Source organism: Thiomicrorhabdus sp. (genome assembly GCF_963662555.1).
Taxonomy (GTDB): domain Bacteria; phylum Pseudomonadota; class Gammaproteobacteria; order Thiomicrospirales; family Thiomicrospiraceae; genus Thiomicrorhabdus.
Genome location: NZ_OY759719.1, coordinates 952,113 through 968,874, shown reverse-complemented (window position 1 = coordinate 968,874; position 16,762 = coordinate 952,113). Strand labels below are relative to the sequence as shown.

The window sequence follows — 16,762 nt, the reverse complement described above, 5'->3', positions numbered from 1 at the left end:
GAAAGAGTCAGTCTAAAGAACTTAACTAACAAAATAATCTTTAACAATTACCTACTGATTTTAGCCTAACTTAGCCTTAATTAACTTGCTGACTTCACCCATATCTGCACGACCTTGCATCTCAGGTTTTAACAAGCCCATTACTTTACCCATGTCTTGCATGGAGCTGGCACCTGTTTTTGTCATTGCATCATCAATTAATGCATTAATTTCATCTTCTGTTAGAGCTTGTGGCATGAAATCCTGAATCACAGACATCTCATAGGCTTCTTGCTCAGCTAAATCTGGACGATCGGCATCCGTAAATTGCTGATGAGAATCACGACGCTGTTTCATAGCTTTATCTAAAATAGCTAATACACCAGCATCATCTACTGTCGTTTGATTATCAATCTCAACCTGTTTAATGGCTGCTAAGAGAGAACGTACAACTTGAAGACGCTCTTTATCTTTCGCTTTCATACAGGCTTTCATTTCAGCCGTTAGTTTTTCTTTCATTGTCTCTGACACTAACGTTAACCTTAGTACATACGAGTTGTACGACGGTTTTCACGAGATAAACGTTTTGCTAAACGCTTAACTGCAGCAGCTTTCATACGCTTCTTAGCCCATGTTGGCTTTTCATAAAACTCACGTTTACGAGTTTCAGTTAACACACCTGCTTTTTCGCAAGCACGCTTAAAACGACGTAAAGCTACGTCAAATGGTTCTGTATCTCTGATTTTTACGCTTGGCATAATTTCGACCTTAAAAAATTTTAGAATTCATTGCTTCTTTCTCACGCAAGAAATGAGAAATAGCAGAAAAGGGGGATTATAATTTTCTCACCCGCATTTTGCAAACCTTTTTCAGATAATTTTAAAGATTATTTGTTAAAATTCAGCCACTTTAATTTAAACAGTTGAGTTTTTAAGATGTTGGTATTAGGTATAGAGAGTTCTTGTGATGAGACAGGGGTGGCAATTTACGACACCGATAAAGGGTTAATTGCTCACACTCTTTACACACAGATTGAGCTTCATGCACAATACGGTGGCGTTGTTCCAGAGCTTGCATCTCGTGACCATATCCGTAAACTCACCCCACTTATTATGCAAACCCTTGATGAGGCTAATATAAGTAAACATGATTTAGAAGGTATTGCTTATACTTCTGGACCTGGATTAATGGGTGCTTTGCTTGCCGGTGCTTCAATTGCTCGCAGTCTAGCGTATGCATTAAACATACCCGCAGTCGGTGTCCACCACATGGAAGGCCACTTATTAGCTCCCATGCTTGAAGAAACTCAACCAGACTTTCCGTTTATTTGCCTATTAGTCTCTGGCGGTCACAGTATGATTATTCGAGTAGATGGCATTGGTCAATATAAAGTATTAGGTGATACCTTGGATGATGCCGCTGGTGAAGCGTTTGATAAAACCGCTAAACTATTAGAACTTGGCTATCCAGGTGGTCCTAATGTGTCCAACCTAGCGTTAAAAGGTAATGCAGAGCGTTACAAATTCCCTCGTCCAATGGTAGACAGACCCGGTTTAGACATGAGTTTTAGCGGCTTAAAAACTTTTACCTTAAACACTTGGCAAGCTGCGATCAAAAACAATGATGCTACCGAACAAACTAAAGCCGACGTATGCAGAGCGTTTGAACTGGCGGTAGCAGACACTTTAACCATTAAATGCAAACGTGCTTTAGAACAAGAAAATTTAAATAGATTAGTGGTTGCTGGCGGTGTTAGTGCAAACCGAGAGATTCGCAGTAAACTGGATGCATTAATGGCAAAACGAAAAGGTGAAGTTTTTTACCCAAGATTAGAGTTTTGTACAGATAACGGAGCCATGATTGCCTATGCCGGAGCCCAGCGGTTACTTGCTGGACAAACCCATGACTTAAGCTTTGCCACCACGCCTCGTTGGTCTTTAGAAGATTTACCAAAGATTTAATCAATATTGCACATAAATAAGCATAAGCATAATCATGAGCATAAGCAGTTGATCTTTGGTTATTAAGAATCAAATAAGCATTAACATTTTCGACTATTAATCTTCTTTAGACTCCGCTTTTATCAAACTCTCTTCGCCATTTAATAAACGCTGAATATTGCCGCGGTGACGCCAAAACAAAATTAATGTCATTACCGACGTTACCCATACCCATTCAATATTACCTGATAAAAGCCAGATATAAATCGGGGCCAATATGGTTGCAATCAACGCTGAAAGCGAAGAGATTTTTAATACCTTAGCCACAAATAACCACGTTGCGGCAACCGCTAAACCAATTGGTAACGACAAACCAAACATGACACCCAGCATAGTCGCCACGCCCTTTCCGCCTTTAAACTGAAAAAACACCGGGTAAAGATGCCCAATAAACGCCGCAAAACCAACCAACACAATCATTAAAGTCGAAAGCTCTAACCAGTGTGCAATCAAAACTGGCAATAAACCTTTAAGCATATCGCCTACTAACGTAATGGCAGCCGCTTTTTTACCTTTTTCACCACCAATACGCAGTACATTTGTTGCACCTGGGTTTCCTGACCCACCCTCTCTTGGATTTGGTAATCCCATTAATTTACAAACGATGATTGCGGTTGAAATTGAACCCAATAAATAAGCTACAACAATAAATACAATACTTTCAAAACCCATTTAATTCCTTTTTACCAGGCCTGGTCGTTACAAATAATTGCATGATTTTACTAGAAGTAGATAATGTTGATTCAAATAATTGATGGAAAGAGACCCAATGCAAAATCATCAGAACCTGAATAACACACAAAATACCGATACTATTTTTATAGAAGGTTTACAAACACAAGCCATTATTGGTATTTATGATTGGGAGCGAGAAAACCGCCAACCATTAATTTTTGATATTGATATGCAAGTACCCACCATTACACAGGCGGCGGAATCAGATAATATTGACGATACGGTTAACTATAAACAGGTATCTGATGAAGTGATCAAATTGGTTGAAGAGAGTCGTTACGAACTCTTAGAAAGTTTGTGTGAAGCGATTTGTCAGTACATTTTTAAACACCATAATGCCGTACAAACCATTTACTTAAAAGTGAGTAAACCAATGGCCGTTGCAGAAACAAAAACAGTAGGCTTAAAGATCACTCGAGTAAGAACATCTTAGTTTTTAAAAAGCTATTTTTAGATAGCCGTTTTTAGAAAACAGACTGGCTAGATAAAATTAATCTTCAGCTTCAGATAACTGCAACTCTTTTTGTTCTTGAGCAGCACGTTTAATTAGTGGCACAAGCTGTTCCATATGTAAACACGCATGCTGCTCGGTAATCTTATCCATCGATTTATAATCGTCTTCAAATTGACGACGATTTTGTTTAGATAAATTTTTACACACCTTTTGATAAAGCACATCTCCTTCCGCCAAGCGAGTAATGGTCACTAACTGTTCAGGCGAAACTTTGGGAGCAAATTTTTGAATGACACGACCATCCACACCAGCCATTTTAGTGGCTAACATTCGGTAAGCCTCTAATTTACGCTTGATGTTTTCTTCATCTATTGAATTATTTTGATGCAAACGTTGCTCTACAACTTGTTGCAAAGCACTAATCGCCTCTTTTGGCAAAGTAAAGATAACTGGGCCAATCTCTAATTGATACTCTCCGCTATGCGTTCGACTTGCTGCAATTTCCATAATAACGACCTTTTACTTCTCTTTCATAGCTAACATTGCTCAATCTATTCACTAGATATAGTGTACGTTCTCAGTGGTAAACTCAATGTCGCCTTTGGCCTCTAGCTCAAAGGTTTTTTCAACAATACGGCGAACCGCTTCTTTTACCAAATTGTCTGCTGGCAGGCTTGATGTAAGCAAATCTCTTTCAATTTGTTTACTTAAAATACTACCAATATTTGCCAATACAATCTCGTTTAACTCACTGTCATCCGCCAGCAACATCATGATCAATACATCTTGAGAGTCAACGGCACGTAAAAGCTTTTGTAGATCAATAGGTTTTAAACACTTAATCCTCAAACCCAACTTCACATAACTTTTTAAGGTTGAGTGTTCAGCACCTTGCTCCAGTGCCAACAAATGGTCCAAAGTGATATTTAAAAGAGCAACAGAAAACTGGTCCATCTTAATGGCACCACAACCAATATGAACCAACCACTCATTCTCTTGTAACTTTTTAATACCTACTTTCATAATCTACTCTTTATCAATATAGAACGTATCATGCATGGCAATCATTGCCAAAGCCAACTATTTAACTTTTAAAGTTAAGCAAACTTCTTTCCAAAACTTACTGTTAACAACCAAACCAAGACGAATCCACTCAACCAAAGTAATTTATAATGGTTATTATCTGGCTGTTAACTACGCTTTATTGCATAATATCACATACTGTAATAAACGCACTCTGAAGCTCAATGAAATCAATAAACGCTCGCCAAACTCATCGCCAAAACTCACCAAAATCTTTGCCGGAACCAAACGAAGATGGCATTTTGCACAGCCAAAAACTCAGCAAAAACATTCAACGTTACTTAGCACGCCATAAAAACCTGCCGTTTTCCAAGTTTATGGAGATGGCTTTATACACTCCTCAATTGGGCTATTATTCTGGCGGATTACCTAAAATTGGTAAAACTGGTGATTTTATTACCGCTCCAGAAGTCTCGCCTATTTTTTCTCGCTGTTTAGCCAGGCAAGCAGCTCAGGTGTTAGCTGATTTAGAAGAACCCAATATTATCGAGTTTGGTGCGGGGCAAGGCACAATGGCTAAAGATATTTTGCTCGAGCTTAATGATATGCAGCTAAATATTCATCGTTACTACATTGTAGAAATCAGTGCTGACTTACGAGCCCGACAAAAACAGACGTTTGAAGAGCATTTACCTAGCGAATTGGCAGATAAAATTGTGTGGCTAGACTCTTTACCCAAAACACCAATCAGTGCCGTTATTTTAGCGAATGAAGTGTTAGATGCCATGCCATTTGAACGCATTCGCATAGAACCGCACCAAGCTTTACAAGGTTTTGTACGTTATGATGAAAACACCCAAAAATTTGATTGGGACTACCAAACCATCACCGAACCAGGCCTGCAAAAATTTGCCAACCAACTTATTAAACACATCGGCAAAGTATCCGACTTAGGTTACGAAACTGAAATTAATCTAAACTTAAAACCCTGGCTTAAAAGCCTAAGTGATATTTTAAGTATGGGTGCAGTTTTCTTAATTGATTACGGTTACAGCCGCCAAGAGTATTACCAACCTGCGCGTGTTATGGGAACGTTACGCTGCCATTATCAGCATCGTGCCCATAACAATCCATTTTATTACCCTGGCCTGCAAGATATAACCGCACACGTTGACTTTACTGCCGTAGCCGAAGAAGCCTTTGATAGTGGTTTTAAAGTAGCAGGTTTTACCACTCAGGCCCATTTTTTAATGGGTAGCGGTTTATTAGAGATGTCGTTTAACGCCAATGCCGATATTGGTGAGCAAATTCGCACTGCACAACAGATTAAAACTCTCACTTTGCCTGATGAAATGGGCGAAACCTTTAAGGCGATTGCCTTAACTAAACACTTTAATCAACCTTTAATTGGATTTAATGTGCGTGACTTACGTCATCAACTATAAACTTTAACCAGATTTACTCCCTTAGATAGGACTGCACTATGGACATTTTTCAAGCCGCTATACTAGGTATCATTGAAGGACTTACCGAGTTCTTACCCATTTCTTCAACAGGCCATTTAATTATTGTGAGTGACTGGCTAGGTTTACAGCAAACCGATCAAAACATGGCTTTTGAAGTCATTATTCAAGTAGCGGCTATATTGGCGATTTTTTCGCATTACAGCTCCAAATTTAGCTTAGATCATATTCGCTTATGGATTAATGTGTTTATTGCATTTTTACCCATTGCAGCACTTGGTTTTTTGTTTCACAATCAAATTAAAGAGTTTTTTACCTTAAGCGTAGTGGCCTGGATGTTTATTATTGGCGGTGTTGTATTTCTTATTATGGAAAAACTCTATAACGAAGGCACACACCGCACCAGAAACATAGAAGACTTAAGCATTAACCAAGCATTCTGGATTGGCATAATACAAGTATTTGCCCTAATTCCTGGCACAAGCCGTGCAGGTGCGTCAATTGTCGGTGGCGTAATGATGGGGCTAGATAGAAAAACCTCTGCCGAGTTCTCCTTTTTATTAGCCCTACCCGTTTTAGCCGCCGCTTCAGGTTTAGATCTTCTTAAAAACTATTCAGAATTTGCTGACACTTCTTGGTTACCGTTAATCGTCGGGTTTGTAATGGCTTATATTATTGCCTACTTAACCATGAGCTTATTTTTACGCTTTTTAGAAAAATTCACCTTCAACGCTTTTGGTATTTACCGCATTATTTTTGGTATTGTTTTGCTTATTTGGTTTGTTTAAACCAAAAATGCTAAGGTAACCGCATGAAACTATACAGTGCTCAAAGTTCTCAAGCCATAGACCAAGATGCCATACAAAACCTGGGCATTGCAGGCCTATTATTAATGAAACGTGCAGGCTTTTTTGCCTTTGATATTTTACAAAAAACCTGGCCTGAAAGCAGACACATTCAAGTTATTTGCGGTACGGGGAATAATGGCGGTGATGGTTATATTATCGCCCAATATGCTCATATTGCAGGGTTTGAAGTAACAGTTTTACAAGCGGGTGATTTTAATAAAATTAAGGGCGATGCACTATTAGCCCTTAATGAACTTAAGCAACTTGGCATTCAGCCTGTTCCCTATTCCAAAGAGACTCTGCAAGATGCCGATCTGATTGTAGATGCCATTTTTGGTACGGGTTTAAACCAACCGATTACAGGTGAAATTGCTGAACTCATTGAGCAAATCAACCAAACCAAAAAACCTGTTTTAGCGATAGATATACCGAGTGGTTTAGATGCCAATACCGGTGCTATTTTAGGTTGTGCGGTGCAAGCAGATATTACCTGCACCTTTATTACGCATAAATTTGGGCTATATACATTCCAAGGCCCAGAAGTCAGCGGAAACATCCACTTTAGCCCACTTTTCATCCCTAAAAAACTTTACCAAAAACAGCATGAACTGGCACAAAACCATCTGCTTAAATTTTGGTTAAACACCCTTCCGTTACGTTTAGCATCACATCACAAAGGGGTATCTGGCACAGTTTGTTTAGTAGGCGGTAATAGTACTATGATGGGTGCGATTCAATTAGCTGGCTTAGCAAGTTTAAAAACCGGAGCAGGCCTGGTAAAAGTGATTACTCGTCAAGAACATACTATAGCCATTACCCAAGCGATTCCAGAACTCATGTGTTACCCAACCGAAGAGCTGCTGAATCAAGCCGGCCTGGCAAATGTAATGGGCATTGGCCCTGGTTTAGGTTTGGATGATTGGGGTAAACAACTGTTTATGCAAATCTTAGATTTACCGCTAAATAAAGTGATTGATGCCGATGCACTCAAGCACCTTGCAACCTTAGCCAAAGAACAAGATTTTCCAAAAAATACTCATCAAAATTGGGTGCTCACTCCCCACCCTGGAGAAGCCGCACAGCTTCTCAATACCAACACCGCTAACGTGCAAAAAGACCGTATTTCAGCTATCAAAGCATTACACCAAAAATATGGCGGTGTCATTGTATTAAAAGGCAATGGCAGCCTAATTTACGATGGTAAAAAAATGGAAATTTGTTTAGCCGGCAACCCCGGTATGGCCGTTGGCGGTATGGGTGATGTTTTAACAGGTACCATTGCCACCTTTATTGCTCAAGGTTTATCGCTTTGGAATGCTGCCTGCTTAGGAGTGTCGTTGCACGCACATGCAGGCGATGTACTCGCCAACCAAAGTGGGCAACCAGGCATTTTGCCATCAGAAGTCGCACAAGTGATGAGTCAGCTATTAAGTTATAGCGATAGTCCAGTTTCCTAGATTTCAGTTTAAAATCTGGACTATGTTTTTTAAATTTACCCTATGCTTACAATGCAAATTCGACCGTCGAGCATGCCAAGCCTGGCAAATTAGATTTTAAGGTTTAACTTGTCTTATCTGTTGAGAAGCCTTTTTGATATTTATGCACCTTTACTATTGGCTTTTAGGCTTCCCGTTACTATTTTTACTTGCCTAAAAATAGTAACCACAAAAAGGGCACCCTGCTGACACAATCTATTTCCCTAAGCTTGTCTGCTGAGATTCCCATAACTCGCTACGCAAGCTCCACTCAAACAATGGGAATCTTTAAACGCATCCTGTGCTAAGTGAAATCACGATTGCTTACAGAAGGGAGGTTTTATCTACGTTAATTCCGTATATAAATATCATAGTTATCTTGGGCTTAGTAATTTACCAGGCCTGGTATGCCCTGTGGCAAACCATATATTATGGGCATAGGGTAATTCGATTTTAATCACAGCAGCATTTTCTAAATGCCGTTAAAATACGCACATTAAATTTAATCGGCCTGCCCTTATGCATACTTTAGCTCAATTACAATCTGGTGAACTTAGCGGCATTACTCGTTTGCAGATAAGTGATAATTTAACCGAGTTTCCAGCGGAAATTTTTACCCTAGCAGACAGTCTAGAAATACTAGACTTATCTAACAACCAACTGAGTGCATTGCCGGATAATTTGGCGGATTTGGTCAATTTAAAAATTCTATTTTGTTCAAATAATCTCTTTACTGAAGTGCCAACCGTTCTAGCAAACTGCCCTAAGTTAGAGATGATTGGTTTTAAATCAAACCAAATCACCACCCTTGCAGAAAATACTTTACCGCTTAACACTCGCTGGTTAATTTTAACTGACAACCAATTGACTAAATTGCCCGATTCTATGGGTGATTTAAAACAGCTGCAAAAATGCATGCTCGCTGGCAATCAGTTAACCGAGATACCTAAAAGCATTCAACATTGCACAAACTTACAGTTATTGCGATTATCCGCTAATCAATTAACACACTTGCCAGATGAGTTACTAAGCCTGCCCAAACTGAGTTGGCTGGCTTTTTCGGGCAACCCTTTTTGCCAAACCATTACCAAACCATCGAACTCTTCCAATACATCCAATAAAATTGAAACTGTTTGTATGAACGATATTGATTTTCACGAATTACTTGGCGAAGGAGCATCTGGACTGATTCATCGTGCAAAATGGTCAACCAACTATGCTCAACCCAAAAGAGCCAAAGGGCAAATTGTTGAAAAAAATATTGCGGTAAAATTATTTAAAGGCGAAGTAACCAGTGATGGCTACCCAAAAGATGAACTAGCCGTCTGCTTAAAAATTGGTCAACATCAAAATATTGTTAATACCCTAGCGGTGCTTGAAGACGATAACCAATCTGGCATGGTAATGAATTTAATCCCTAAAAAGTTCTTTAATTTAGGTGAGCCACCTACATTACAAAGTTGTACTCGTGACACCTTTAAAGAGGAATTTTCTTTGCCTGCAACCTCGGTATTAAACCTTTTAATACAAGTGGCCGACAGTATGGAGCATATTCATCAACAAGGTTTTTGTCATGGTGATTTGTACGCTCACAACATTCTTATCAACAAAAATGATTCTGTATTATTAGGCGATTTTGGTGCCGCATCTTGTTTTAAGGACCTGCCCAAAAAACAGCAAAAATTAGTCACTCAACTCGAAGTCAGAGCCTTTGCCAATTTAATAGAAGACCTACTCACCATCACCCAACGCAGTGCAATGGGCAGTTATCTCAGCAATACGTTTAAAGACTTTGTAGACTATTGCAGAGAAGAAGATGATTTAACATTTACTGAAATCAAAGCCGAACTCATTGAGCTTAAAGAAATCTAATCTTAAAAAAATTAAAATTAGACAAACCTAAAGTCATACGATGTTAAAAGGACAATCAATGCGAAGCCTCTCTAAAGTACTTGTAAGCTTGTTATGTGTTATGCCTATGCAAATGGTATTTGCTAACGATACAGGAACCGTCACAACGGCAACAAAAACAACCGCTATTTACGATAACACCTGTATTAAACAAGCACTTGAGACTTTGCCAGATGACACGACTTTGCAACAACTTCGCCAACAGTGTCTAAAAAAAGACACCGCGGTATTAAAAGACTCCCCCATTGAAAAGAGAATTCAAGCAGACAGATTAAGCCAGTTTGACCAATTTTCTATTCAGTCTTATCTACCAAATTACATATTATTTGGTTCATACAACTTTGCAGGAACGAATGAAAAGCCTTATAGAGATACCGCATTCAAAGGCGATGATTTTTTTGAACCAGTTGAAGCTAAATTTCAAATCAGTTTAAAAGCCCCCATTGCCGACAATGTTTTAGGTTGGGGTGATCATTGGTATCTTGCTTACACCAATCGCTCTTTTTGGCAAGCATATAACAGCCACATTTCGTCGCCATTTCGCGAGACAAACCACCAGCCAGAAGCCTGGATAAGTTTTGATAATAATTGGAATATTTTAGGTTGGAAAAACCGCTTAATAGATACCGGTATCGTCCATCAATCTAACGGACAAACCAGCACTCTATCGCGTTCATGGAACCGTGTTTATCTCAGGTTTTTATTTGAAAAAGACAATTCAGCCTTTAGTTTTCAACCATGGATTAGAATCCCTGAAAACAAGGATGATGACGATAACCCAGATATTACCCACTATATGGGCAATGCTGAATTTAGCTACTACACTAAATACACCGACCATAACTTTAGAATGACTTTACGCAATAACTTCGATTTTGACGACAATAAAGGAGCGTTAGAACTCGGCTACACCTACCCAATTCATCGCAACCTCAACTTCTATGCCCAATGGTTTTATGGATATGGAGAGAGCCTAATTGACTACAACTACCGTAACAACACCTTAAGCATTGGTGTGCAAATTGGTAACTTATATTAGATAGGTTTTTGTATTTTAGGTTTGTTTATAGAAAAAATTGAATTTACCAGGCCTGGTAAAACTTAAAATTTTCAACTCAAGAACATACATAAGATTGAAATACGGAATTAACGTAGAGAAAGACTCCCTTCTGTAATCAATCGTGATTTCACTTAGCGTAGGATGCGTTTAAAGATTCCCATTGTTTGAGTGGAGCTTGCGTAGCGAGTTATGGAAATCTCAGCAGACAAGCTTAGGGAAATAGATTGTGTCAGCAGGGGGCCTTTTCTTTGCTTACTTTCTTTCTCGGCTCTGCAGCCGAGTTCTGTGTTTGGGCAAGCAAAGAAAGTAAGGGGAAGCCTAAAAGAAAATACCAAAGGTGTATAAATATTAAAAAGGCTTCTCAAAAACAAGAAAAACTATCAACCTTACCAGGCCTGGTGTTTGTATAAAAATTGAATAGAACAGATAAAGTAAATTTTAGGGCATTACACTTTTGGCAAGAAGTCTGATAACGCTTGAATATCTTTATATAAAGAATCCTCATCCACCGCTAAAAGATTGATGTGTCCTAACTTACGCCCTGCTCTTTCCGCTTTATCGTACAAATGCAAAAACGCATTTGGCATCGCCAGAACCTTTTCTACGGGTCCTGTTTCACCAATAATATTTATCATTGCAGCAATCGGTTGGCGTGGTGACGTATCACCTAATGGCAAACTTGTAATCGCTCTTACGTGGTTTTCAAACTGTGAAGTGTACGCACCTTCAATGGTCCAATGACCTGAGTTATGTACACGAGGAGCCATCTCATTGGCGACTAAGCCATCAACGGTTTCAAACAGTTCTAGCGTTAATACACCTACGTGATCCAATTCATCTAATAAGCTATGCATATACTCTTCAGCTTGCTGCTGAATCTCTGCCGAGACTTCTCTAGCAGGAGCAATGGTGTAACGCAAAATGCCTTCGTGATGAACGTTTTGTACTAGAGGATAATAAACATGCTCATTATTGGCATTACGCACGGCCACAATTGACAACTCACGTTGAAAATCAACAAAACCTTCTAAAATTAATTCACGATTACCAATCTCAGACCAGGCCTGGTCAATTTGTGCAGTTTCTTTTAAAACAAACTGCCCTTTGCCGTCATAACCTTCGGTGGTGGTTTTTAAAACAGCAGGTAAACCAATCTCTTCTACCGCAAGTTTTAAACTCTCTAATGAATCTACCACTTGATAAGGAGCACAAGGAATATTTAACTGGTCAAACATGGCTTTTTCTCTGCCACGGTGCTGTGAAATGAATAGCGATTTTTCTGCAGGATAAACCGGAGTTGTTTTGGCGATTTCTCTAACCTGCTCAACTGAGGTATTTTCACTTTCATAGGTAATGACATCAGCGAAATCAACCAACTGATTTAATGAGTTAGAGTCATCAGTTTGGTTAAACATATTGCCCAATAAAGCAGAGGGTTCATCGTGACTGGTTCCGTAAAAACCAAACTTTTGTCCTAGCGGATAACCAGCAATCGCTAACATGCGTCCAAGTTGACCTGCACCTAATACACCAATGCGTTTTGTAATCGGGGTCATTACCTTCTCCAAATAAAAAAACCGTAATGGTGGGCATTTTATCAAACAACCACCAATACGGTTTTAAAAACGTTGTATTCAATTTGCTTAATGATTTACTCGTCGATTTACTAGAGTATCTAGATTAAGCTGTTAACCATGTTCTGTTAACAGATTATTCTGCACGTGGGTCTGAATTTTCTAAGACAAAATCCGTTTGTTCTTCTCTAAAGTTAGCCACTGCAGTGCGAATAGCTGGGTTTGAATTACCCACAATTTGTGATGCCAAAATACCTGCATTTTTTGCACCTGCATCACCAATTGCCAAAGTACCAACAGGGATTCCACCTGGCATTTGCACAATAGATAGTAACGAGTCTTGACCACTTAAAGCACGTGATTGAACTGGCACACCTAATACTGGCACTAGGGTTTTAGCAGCAACCATACCTGGTAAATGAGCTGCACCACCCGCTCCCGCAATAATAACCTGCAAGCCACGCTCTTCTGCTTGCTCAGCGTATTCAAACATTAAATCTGGTGTTCTATGTGCAGATACCACTTTTACTTCATGCGGCACCCCAAACAGTTCAAGCATATCTACGGCATGCTTCATAGTTGGCCAATCTGACTTTGAGCCCATAATTACGCCTACTAATGGCTGCTTCACTTCACTCATGTTTAAATACCTTAGAAATAGGGAAAGCGGAGTATTCTACAAGGTTCACGCAAAACGTCAACCTAAAAATAGCACATAACTATATGAAAAAATTGGATAAGTGATTCCACTATTTAATGAATAACCATACTTTTACTCTGTTAAAATGCCTATACAACTTAATACCAGGTCAATGAATGAAACTGATTTACATTACTTTTTTTCTTGTAACAATAACACTACAAGGATGCTCTCAAAAAGATCCATCTTCTGATGTACCTAAAACCGTTGAATATACTGATCAAGTACCTGAGTATCACTTTGCTGTTCATCCTCTGCACAATCCAACTCGTCTATTTGAAGTCTTTAACCCTTTAGTAGAATATTTAAATAAAAACATTCCAGAAGCACACTTTGTTCTTGAAGCATCAAGAGATTACGCCACTTTTAATAATAAATTAAAAAATGAAACTATCGATTTTGCTCTACCAAATCCTTACCAAACTTTAATTGCCATACAACACCACTATAAAGTGATTGCTAAAATGGGTGACGATGAAAATTTTAAAGGGATTATTTTGGTTCGCAAAGACAGTAATATCAAAACGCCTAAAGATTTAAAAGGCAAAATTATTAGTTACCCCGCCCCAACGGCTTTGGCCGCAACCATGTTGCCACAATATTATTTACAAACTCATGGATTAAATATTAATAAAGATGTACAAAATAAATATGTAGGTTCGCAAGAATCTTCAATAATGAACGTCTTTTTAGGCACAACCATTGCTGGTGCAACTTGGCCGCCACCATGGAAAGCTCTAACCGATGAAAACCCAGAAATAAAAAAACAAGTAAAAATTATTTGGCAAACCCAATCACTGCCTAATAACAGCATTGTTGTAAAAGAGACGGTACCAGAAGCACTGGTTGATAAAGTAAAAAACTTGTTGATTACTCTAAACCAAAATAAAGAAGGCAAAAAAATTCTGCAAACGATGTATTTATCAAAGTTTGAAACGGCTAATAATCACACTTACGATAGCGTGCAAAAATTTGTCGATAATTTCGAAAAAAACGTCAGGCCGTTATAACCAGTAGAACTTAATATAAAACTGAGTCCGCATCAGAGTGATGCTAACTTAAACCTAGTCTAACCAAGGGATACCACCTTAATAATGTTCGCCAATTTTTTTAGACACTCCATTAAATACAAACTCATTCTCGCTATAGCGTTACTGCATGCTATTTTAATGACCATATTTGTAGTGGATTTAGTTAGCAGACAGCAAAGCTTTTTGATTGATGAATCAAAAAGTTCTACATCGGGTATTGCCAAAACTCTAGCGGCAAATAGTATTCCGTGGGTAATATCTAATGACATTGCTGGACTTGATGAAATCATTCAAGCTCAATCTCAACAACCTAATTTTATCTACGCGATGATTTTAGATACCCGAGGCAAAATTCTTGCCTATAAGCATCAAAATCCAGATGTTTCCAAGCTAGTTGGTCAACATATACCGAGATATTTTCTTACACAAAAACTAAACCACAATGGTGTAATTATTTTTGCAGATGATATTAATCATATTGATTTAGCCGCTCCTATAAAAGTCAAAGACACTTTAATTGGTTGGGCAAGAATTAATATGAATCACCAAAATATCCATCACAGCGTTCAATGGTTAACCATAGAGGGTGCTGTCTATACTTTAATAGCCATTCTAATCGGTACTTTTTTTGCCTGGAGATTAGGACGAAACTTAACCAAAGGCATTTACCAATTGATGAACGCCACCCAGCGCGTAAAAGCTGGCGAACGTAATGTGACTGTTGCTTTAAACCGCAAAGATGAACTGCAAACCTTATCTAATAACTTTCAAGACATGCTTAATACCTTGAGTTTGAACGAACAAGAACTTTTCTCAGAAAAAGAGCGCTTGGAAATTACTTTAAAATCAATTGGTGACGCAGTAATTACCACTGACAAAAATGGCTTAATTACCTATCTGAACCCAGTAGCTGAAATGCTTACAGGCTGGCACCATCTTTCGGCCAAAGGCCAGCCTTTAGAAACTGTCTTTAAAGTCTATAATGAAAAAAATATGGAAGTGGCTGAAAACCCAGCCCTAAAAAGTATGCTTGAAAAGAGAGTTCTATCACTCCCTAATCAAACTGTATTAATTAACCGTACTGGTGAAAAAATATCTATAGATGACTCGGGGGCTCCCCTAGTGGACTTTTCTGGCAATATTATCGGTTCAGTTCTAGTATTTCACGATGCAACAGAGGCACGTCAGCTTCGCAAAAAACTCACTTGGCAAGCTCTTCATGACAGCTTAACAGGCTTAGAAAACCGTCAAGCGTTTGAGAATAATCTTGATGACATTATTGAAAAAAGTAGCTACAACGAACACCTTGAGAGTAGCTTAATCTACATTGATTTAGACCAATTTAAAATTGTAAATGATACGGTTGGGCACGGGGCTGGAGATGAGTTACTAAAACAAGTTGCCACCATTATTAATGATCAAATTCGTGATTCAGACATGTTAGCTAGAATTGGTGGTGATGAATTTGCGATACTTTTAGAAAATTGCCCAATAGCAAACGCCACTCTAATTGCCAAAAAAATTAAGGCTGCAGTCAACAAACACCGTTTTATTTGGGACAATCGTATTTTTGATATTGGTACCAGTATTGGTATTACACTTATGAAAGGCTTTATTAACAAAGCGGCAATCATGAGCCAAGCCGATATTGCTTGTTACATTGCTAAGCAAAATGGCCGCAATCGAATTCATATTTTTGAAGATAACGAAGAGTCTCTAAATGTAGAAATATCACGTTTTGATTGGGCAAACCGTATTAAACGAGCTATTGAAGATGAGCAATTTATTTTATTTGCTCAACAAATTGTGCCTCTACAAAACAACAACCATAAAAAAGCCTATGAAGTGTTGGTACGTTTACAAACCATCGACAATGAGATTGTTGGTCCTGACCAGTTTTTACCGGCTGCCGAACGCTTTAACTTAATGGCGGCATTGGATACCTATATTGTTCAGCACGCCTATAAATGGCTTGAAGAGCATATTGATGAAGTTGATCTGCTTAACCTCAATATTTCAGGGCAATCACTAGGTAGTGACGAATTTAATAATGCTCTTCTTCAACTGTTAGAACAAAACCCAAAAATCAATAAAAAAATCTGTTTTGAAATTACCGAAAGCACCGCTATTAGCCATATGTCTACCAGTATTCTCTTTTTACAGAGCATTAAAAACCATGGTTGCCAATTGGCATTAGATGATTTTGGTTCAGGTTTTTCTTCTTTTGGCTGGTTAAAAACGCTACCTGTTGATTACGTTAAAATAGACGGCGCGTTTGTTTTAGATGTTTTACAAGATAAAGTAGATGCTGCTATGGTAAAAGCCATTAACCAAATCAGTGATGAAATGAACATTGAAACCATTGCCGAGTTTGTTGAAAATCAAGAAGTATCAGACTGGTTAAGAGATATCGGCATTGATTACGCCCAAGGTTATTACTATCACAAACCAAGCCCACTAAATCGTATCTTGTAGCTTTAATCAATACTAATAAATTGAAATTATTGAT

General features: G+C 38.5%; 16 protein-coding genes. 9 read left to right on the top strand and 7 right to left on the bottom strand.

What is annotated here, in order from left to right; translation table 11 throughout:
- Nucleotides 1–60 precede the first annotated feature (60 nt).
- Both ACORJQ_RS04130 and rpsU read right to left on the bottom strand, forming a co-directional pair.
- On the bottom strand, nt 61–510 hold the full coding sequence (locus tag ACORJQ_RS04130) for a GatB/YqeY domain-containing protein (RefSeq protein WP_321326260.1): 450 nt from the start codon (nt 508–510) through the stop codon (nt 61–63).
- A gap of 11 nt (nt 511–521) precedes the next feature.
- Nucleotides 522–737, bottom strand: coding sequence for a 30S ribosomal protein S21 (gene rpsU, locus ACORJQ_RS04125; RefSeq protein WP_040727729.1), 216 nt, complete (start codon nt 735–737; stop codon nt 522–524).
- Nucleotides 738–914: 177 nt separating this feature from the next.
- Here rpsU and tsaD point away from each other — a divergent pair, with 177 nt between their 5' ends.
- Entirely contained in the window at nt 915–1,940 is a 1,026-nt protein-coding gene (gene tsaD / locus ACORJQ_RS04120; RefSeq protein ID WP_321326258.1) for a tRNA (adenosine(37)-N6)-threonylcarbamoyltransferase complex transferase subunit TsaD, read from the top strand.
- A gap of 96 nt (nt 1,941–2,036) precedes the next feature.
- Here tsaD and plsY read toward each other — a convergent pair whose 3' ends face one another.
- Nucleotides 2,037–2,651 carry a glycerol-3-phosphate 1-O-acyltransferase PlsY gene (plsY, locus tag ACORJQ_RS04115; protein ID WP_321326256.1) on the bottom strand — a complete coding sequence of 205 codons (615 nt, stop codon included), beginning with the start codon at nt 2,649–2,651 and terminating at the stop codon, nt 2,037–2,039.
- A 97-nt stretch (nt 2,652–2,748) separates the two neighbouring features.
- Between plsY and folB the strand changes: the two genes are divergently transcribed.
- Nucleotides 2,749–3,147 (top strand): dihydroneopterin aldolase, encoded by a 399-nt coding sequence (gene folB / locus ACORJQ_RS04110; protein ID WP_321326254.1) that lies wholly within the window; start codon nt 2,749–2,751, stop codon nt 3,145–3,147.
- A 57-nt stretch (nt 3,148–3,204) separates the two neighbouring features.
- Here the strand turns inward: folB and ACORJQ_RS04105 are convergent, their stop codons facing one another.
- On the bottom strand, nt 3,205–3,675 hold the full coding sequence (locus ACORJQ_RS04105) for a FliG C-terminal domain-containing protein (protein ID WP_321326253.1): 471 nt from the start codon (nt 3,673–3,675) through the stop codon (nt 3,205–3,207).
- Nucleotides 3,676–3,726: 51 nt separating this feature from the next.
- Nucleotides 3,727–4,191: a FliG C-terminal domain-containing protein gene (locus ACORJQ_RS04100; protein WP_321326251.1), complete on the bottom strand. Its 465-nt coding sequence runs from the start codon at nt 4,189–4,191 to the stop codon at nt 3,727–3,729.
- 224 nt (nt 4,192–4,415) lie between these two features.
- Here ACORJQ_RS04100 and ACORJQ_RS04095 point away from each other — a divergent pair, with 224 nt between their 5' ends.
- The 5 genes from ACORJQ_RS04095 to ACORJQ_RS04075 all read left to right on the top strand — a co-directional run bounded on the left by ACORJQ_RS04095 (nt 4,416) and on the right by ACORJQ_RS04075 (nt 10,927).
- On the top strand, nt 4,416–5,636 hold the full coding sequence (locus ACORJQ_RS04095; RefSeq protein WP_321326249.1) for a class I SAM-dependent methyltransferase: 1,221 nt from the start codon (nt 4,416–4,418) through the stop codon (nt 5,634–5,636).
- A gap of 38 nt (nt 5,637–5,674) precedes the next feature.
- The gene (locus ACORJQ_RS04090) at nt 5,675–6,442 is read left to right on the top strand and encodes an undecaprenyl-diphosphate phosphatase (protein ID WP_321326247.1); all 768 of its coding nucleotides are present in this window, start codon (nt 5,675–5,677) and stop codon (nt 6,440–6,442) included.
- Between the two features lie 23 nt (nt 6,443–6,465).
- Nucleotides 6,466–7,959, top strand: coding sequence for an NAD(P)H-hydrate dehydratase (locus ACORJQ_RS04085; protein WP_321326245.1), 1,494 nt, complete (start codon nt 6,466–6,468; stop codon nt 7,957–7,959).
- Nucleotides 7,960–8,496: 537 nt separating this feature from the next.
- Nucleotides 8,497–9,849, top strand: a complete 1,353-nt coding sequence (locus ACORJQ_RS04080) for a leucine-rich repeat-containing protein kinase family protein (protein ID WP_321326243.1) — start codon at nt 8,497–8,499, stop codon at nt 9,847–9,849.
- Between the two features lie 40 nt (nt 9,850–9,889).
- A complete protein-coding gene (locus ACORJQ_RS04075) occupies nt 9,890–10,927 on the top strand; it encodes a phospholipase A (protein WP_321326242.1) in 1,038 nt (345 codons plus the stop codon).
- A 467-nt stretch (nt 10,928–11,394) separates the two neighbouring features.
- Here ACORJQ_RS04075 and ACORJQ_RS04070 read toward each other — a convergent pair whose 3' ends face one another.
- Nucleotides 11,395–12,504 (bottom strand): 5-(carboxyamino)imidazole ribonucleotide synthase, encoded by a 1,110-nt coding sequence (locus tag ACORJQ_RS04070; RefSeq protein WP_321326240.1) that lies wholly within the window; start codon nt 12,502–12,504, stop codon nt 11,395–11,397.
- A 154-nt stretch (nt 12,505–12,658) separates the two neighbouring features.
- Nucleotides 12,659–13,162: a 5-(carboxyamino)imidazole ribonucleotide mutase gene (gene purE / locus ACORJQ_RS04065; RefSeq protein ID WP_321326238.1), complete on the bottom strand. Its 504-nt coding sequence runs from the start codon at nt 13,160–13,162 to the stop codon at nt 12,659–12,661.
- A 176-nt stretch (nt 13,163–13,338) separates the two neighbouring features.
- Between purE and ACORJQ_RS04060 the strand changes: the two genes are divergently transcribed.
- A complete protein-coding gene (locus ACORJQ_RS04060; protein ID WP_321326236.1) occupies nt 13,339–14,232 on the top strand; it encodes a phosphate/phosphite/phosphonate ABC transporter substrate-binding protein in 894 nt (297 codons plus the stop codon).
- An 84-nt stretch (nt 14,233–14,316) separates the two neighbouring features.
- Nucleotides 14,317–16,728, top strand: coding sequence for an EAL domain-containing protein (locus tag ACORJQ_RS04055; RefSeq protein WP_321326234.1), 2,412 nt, complete (start codon nt 14,317–14,319; stop codon nt 16,726–16,728).
- Nucleotides 16,729–16,762: the final 34 nt, after the last annotated feature.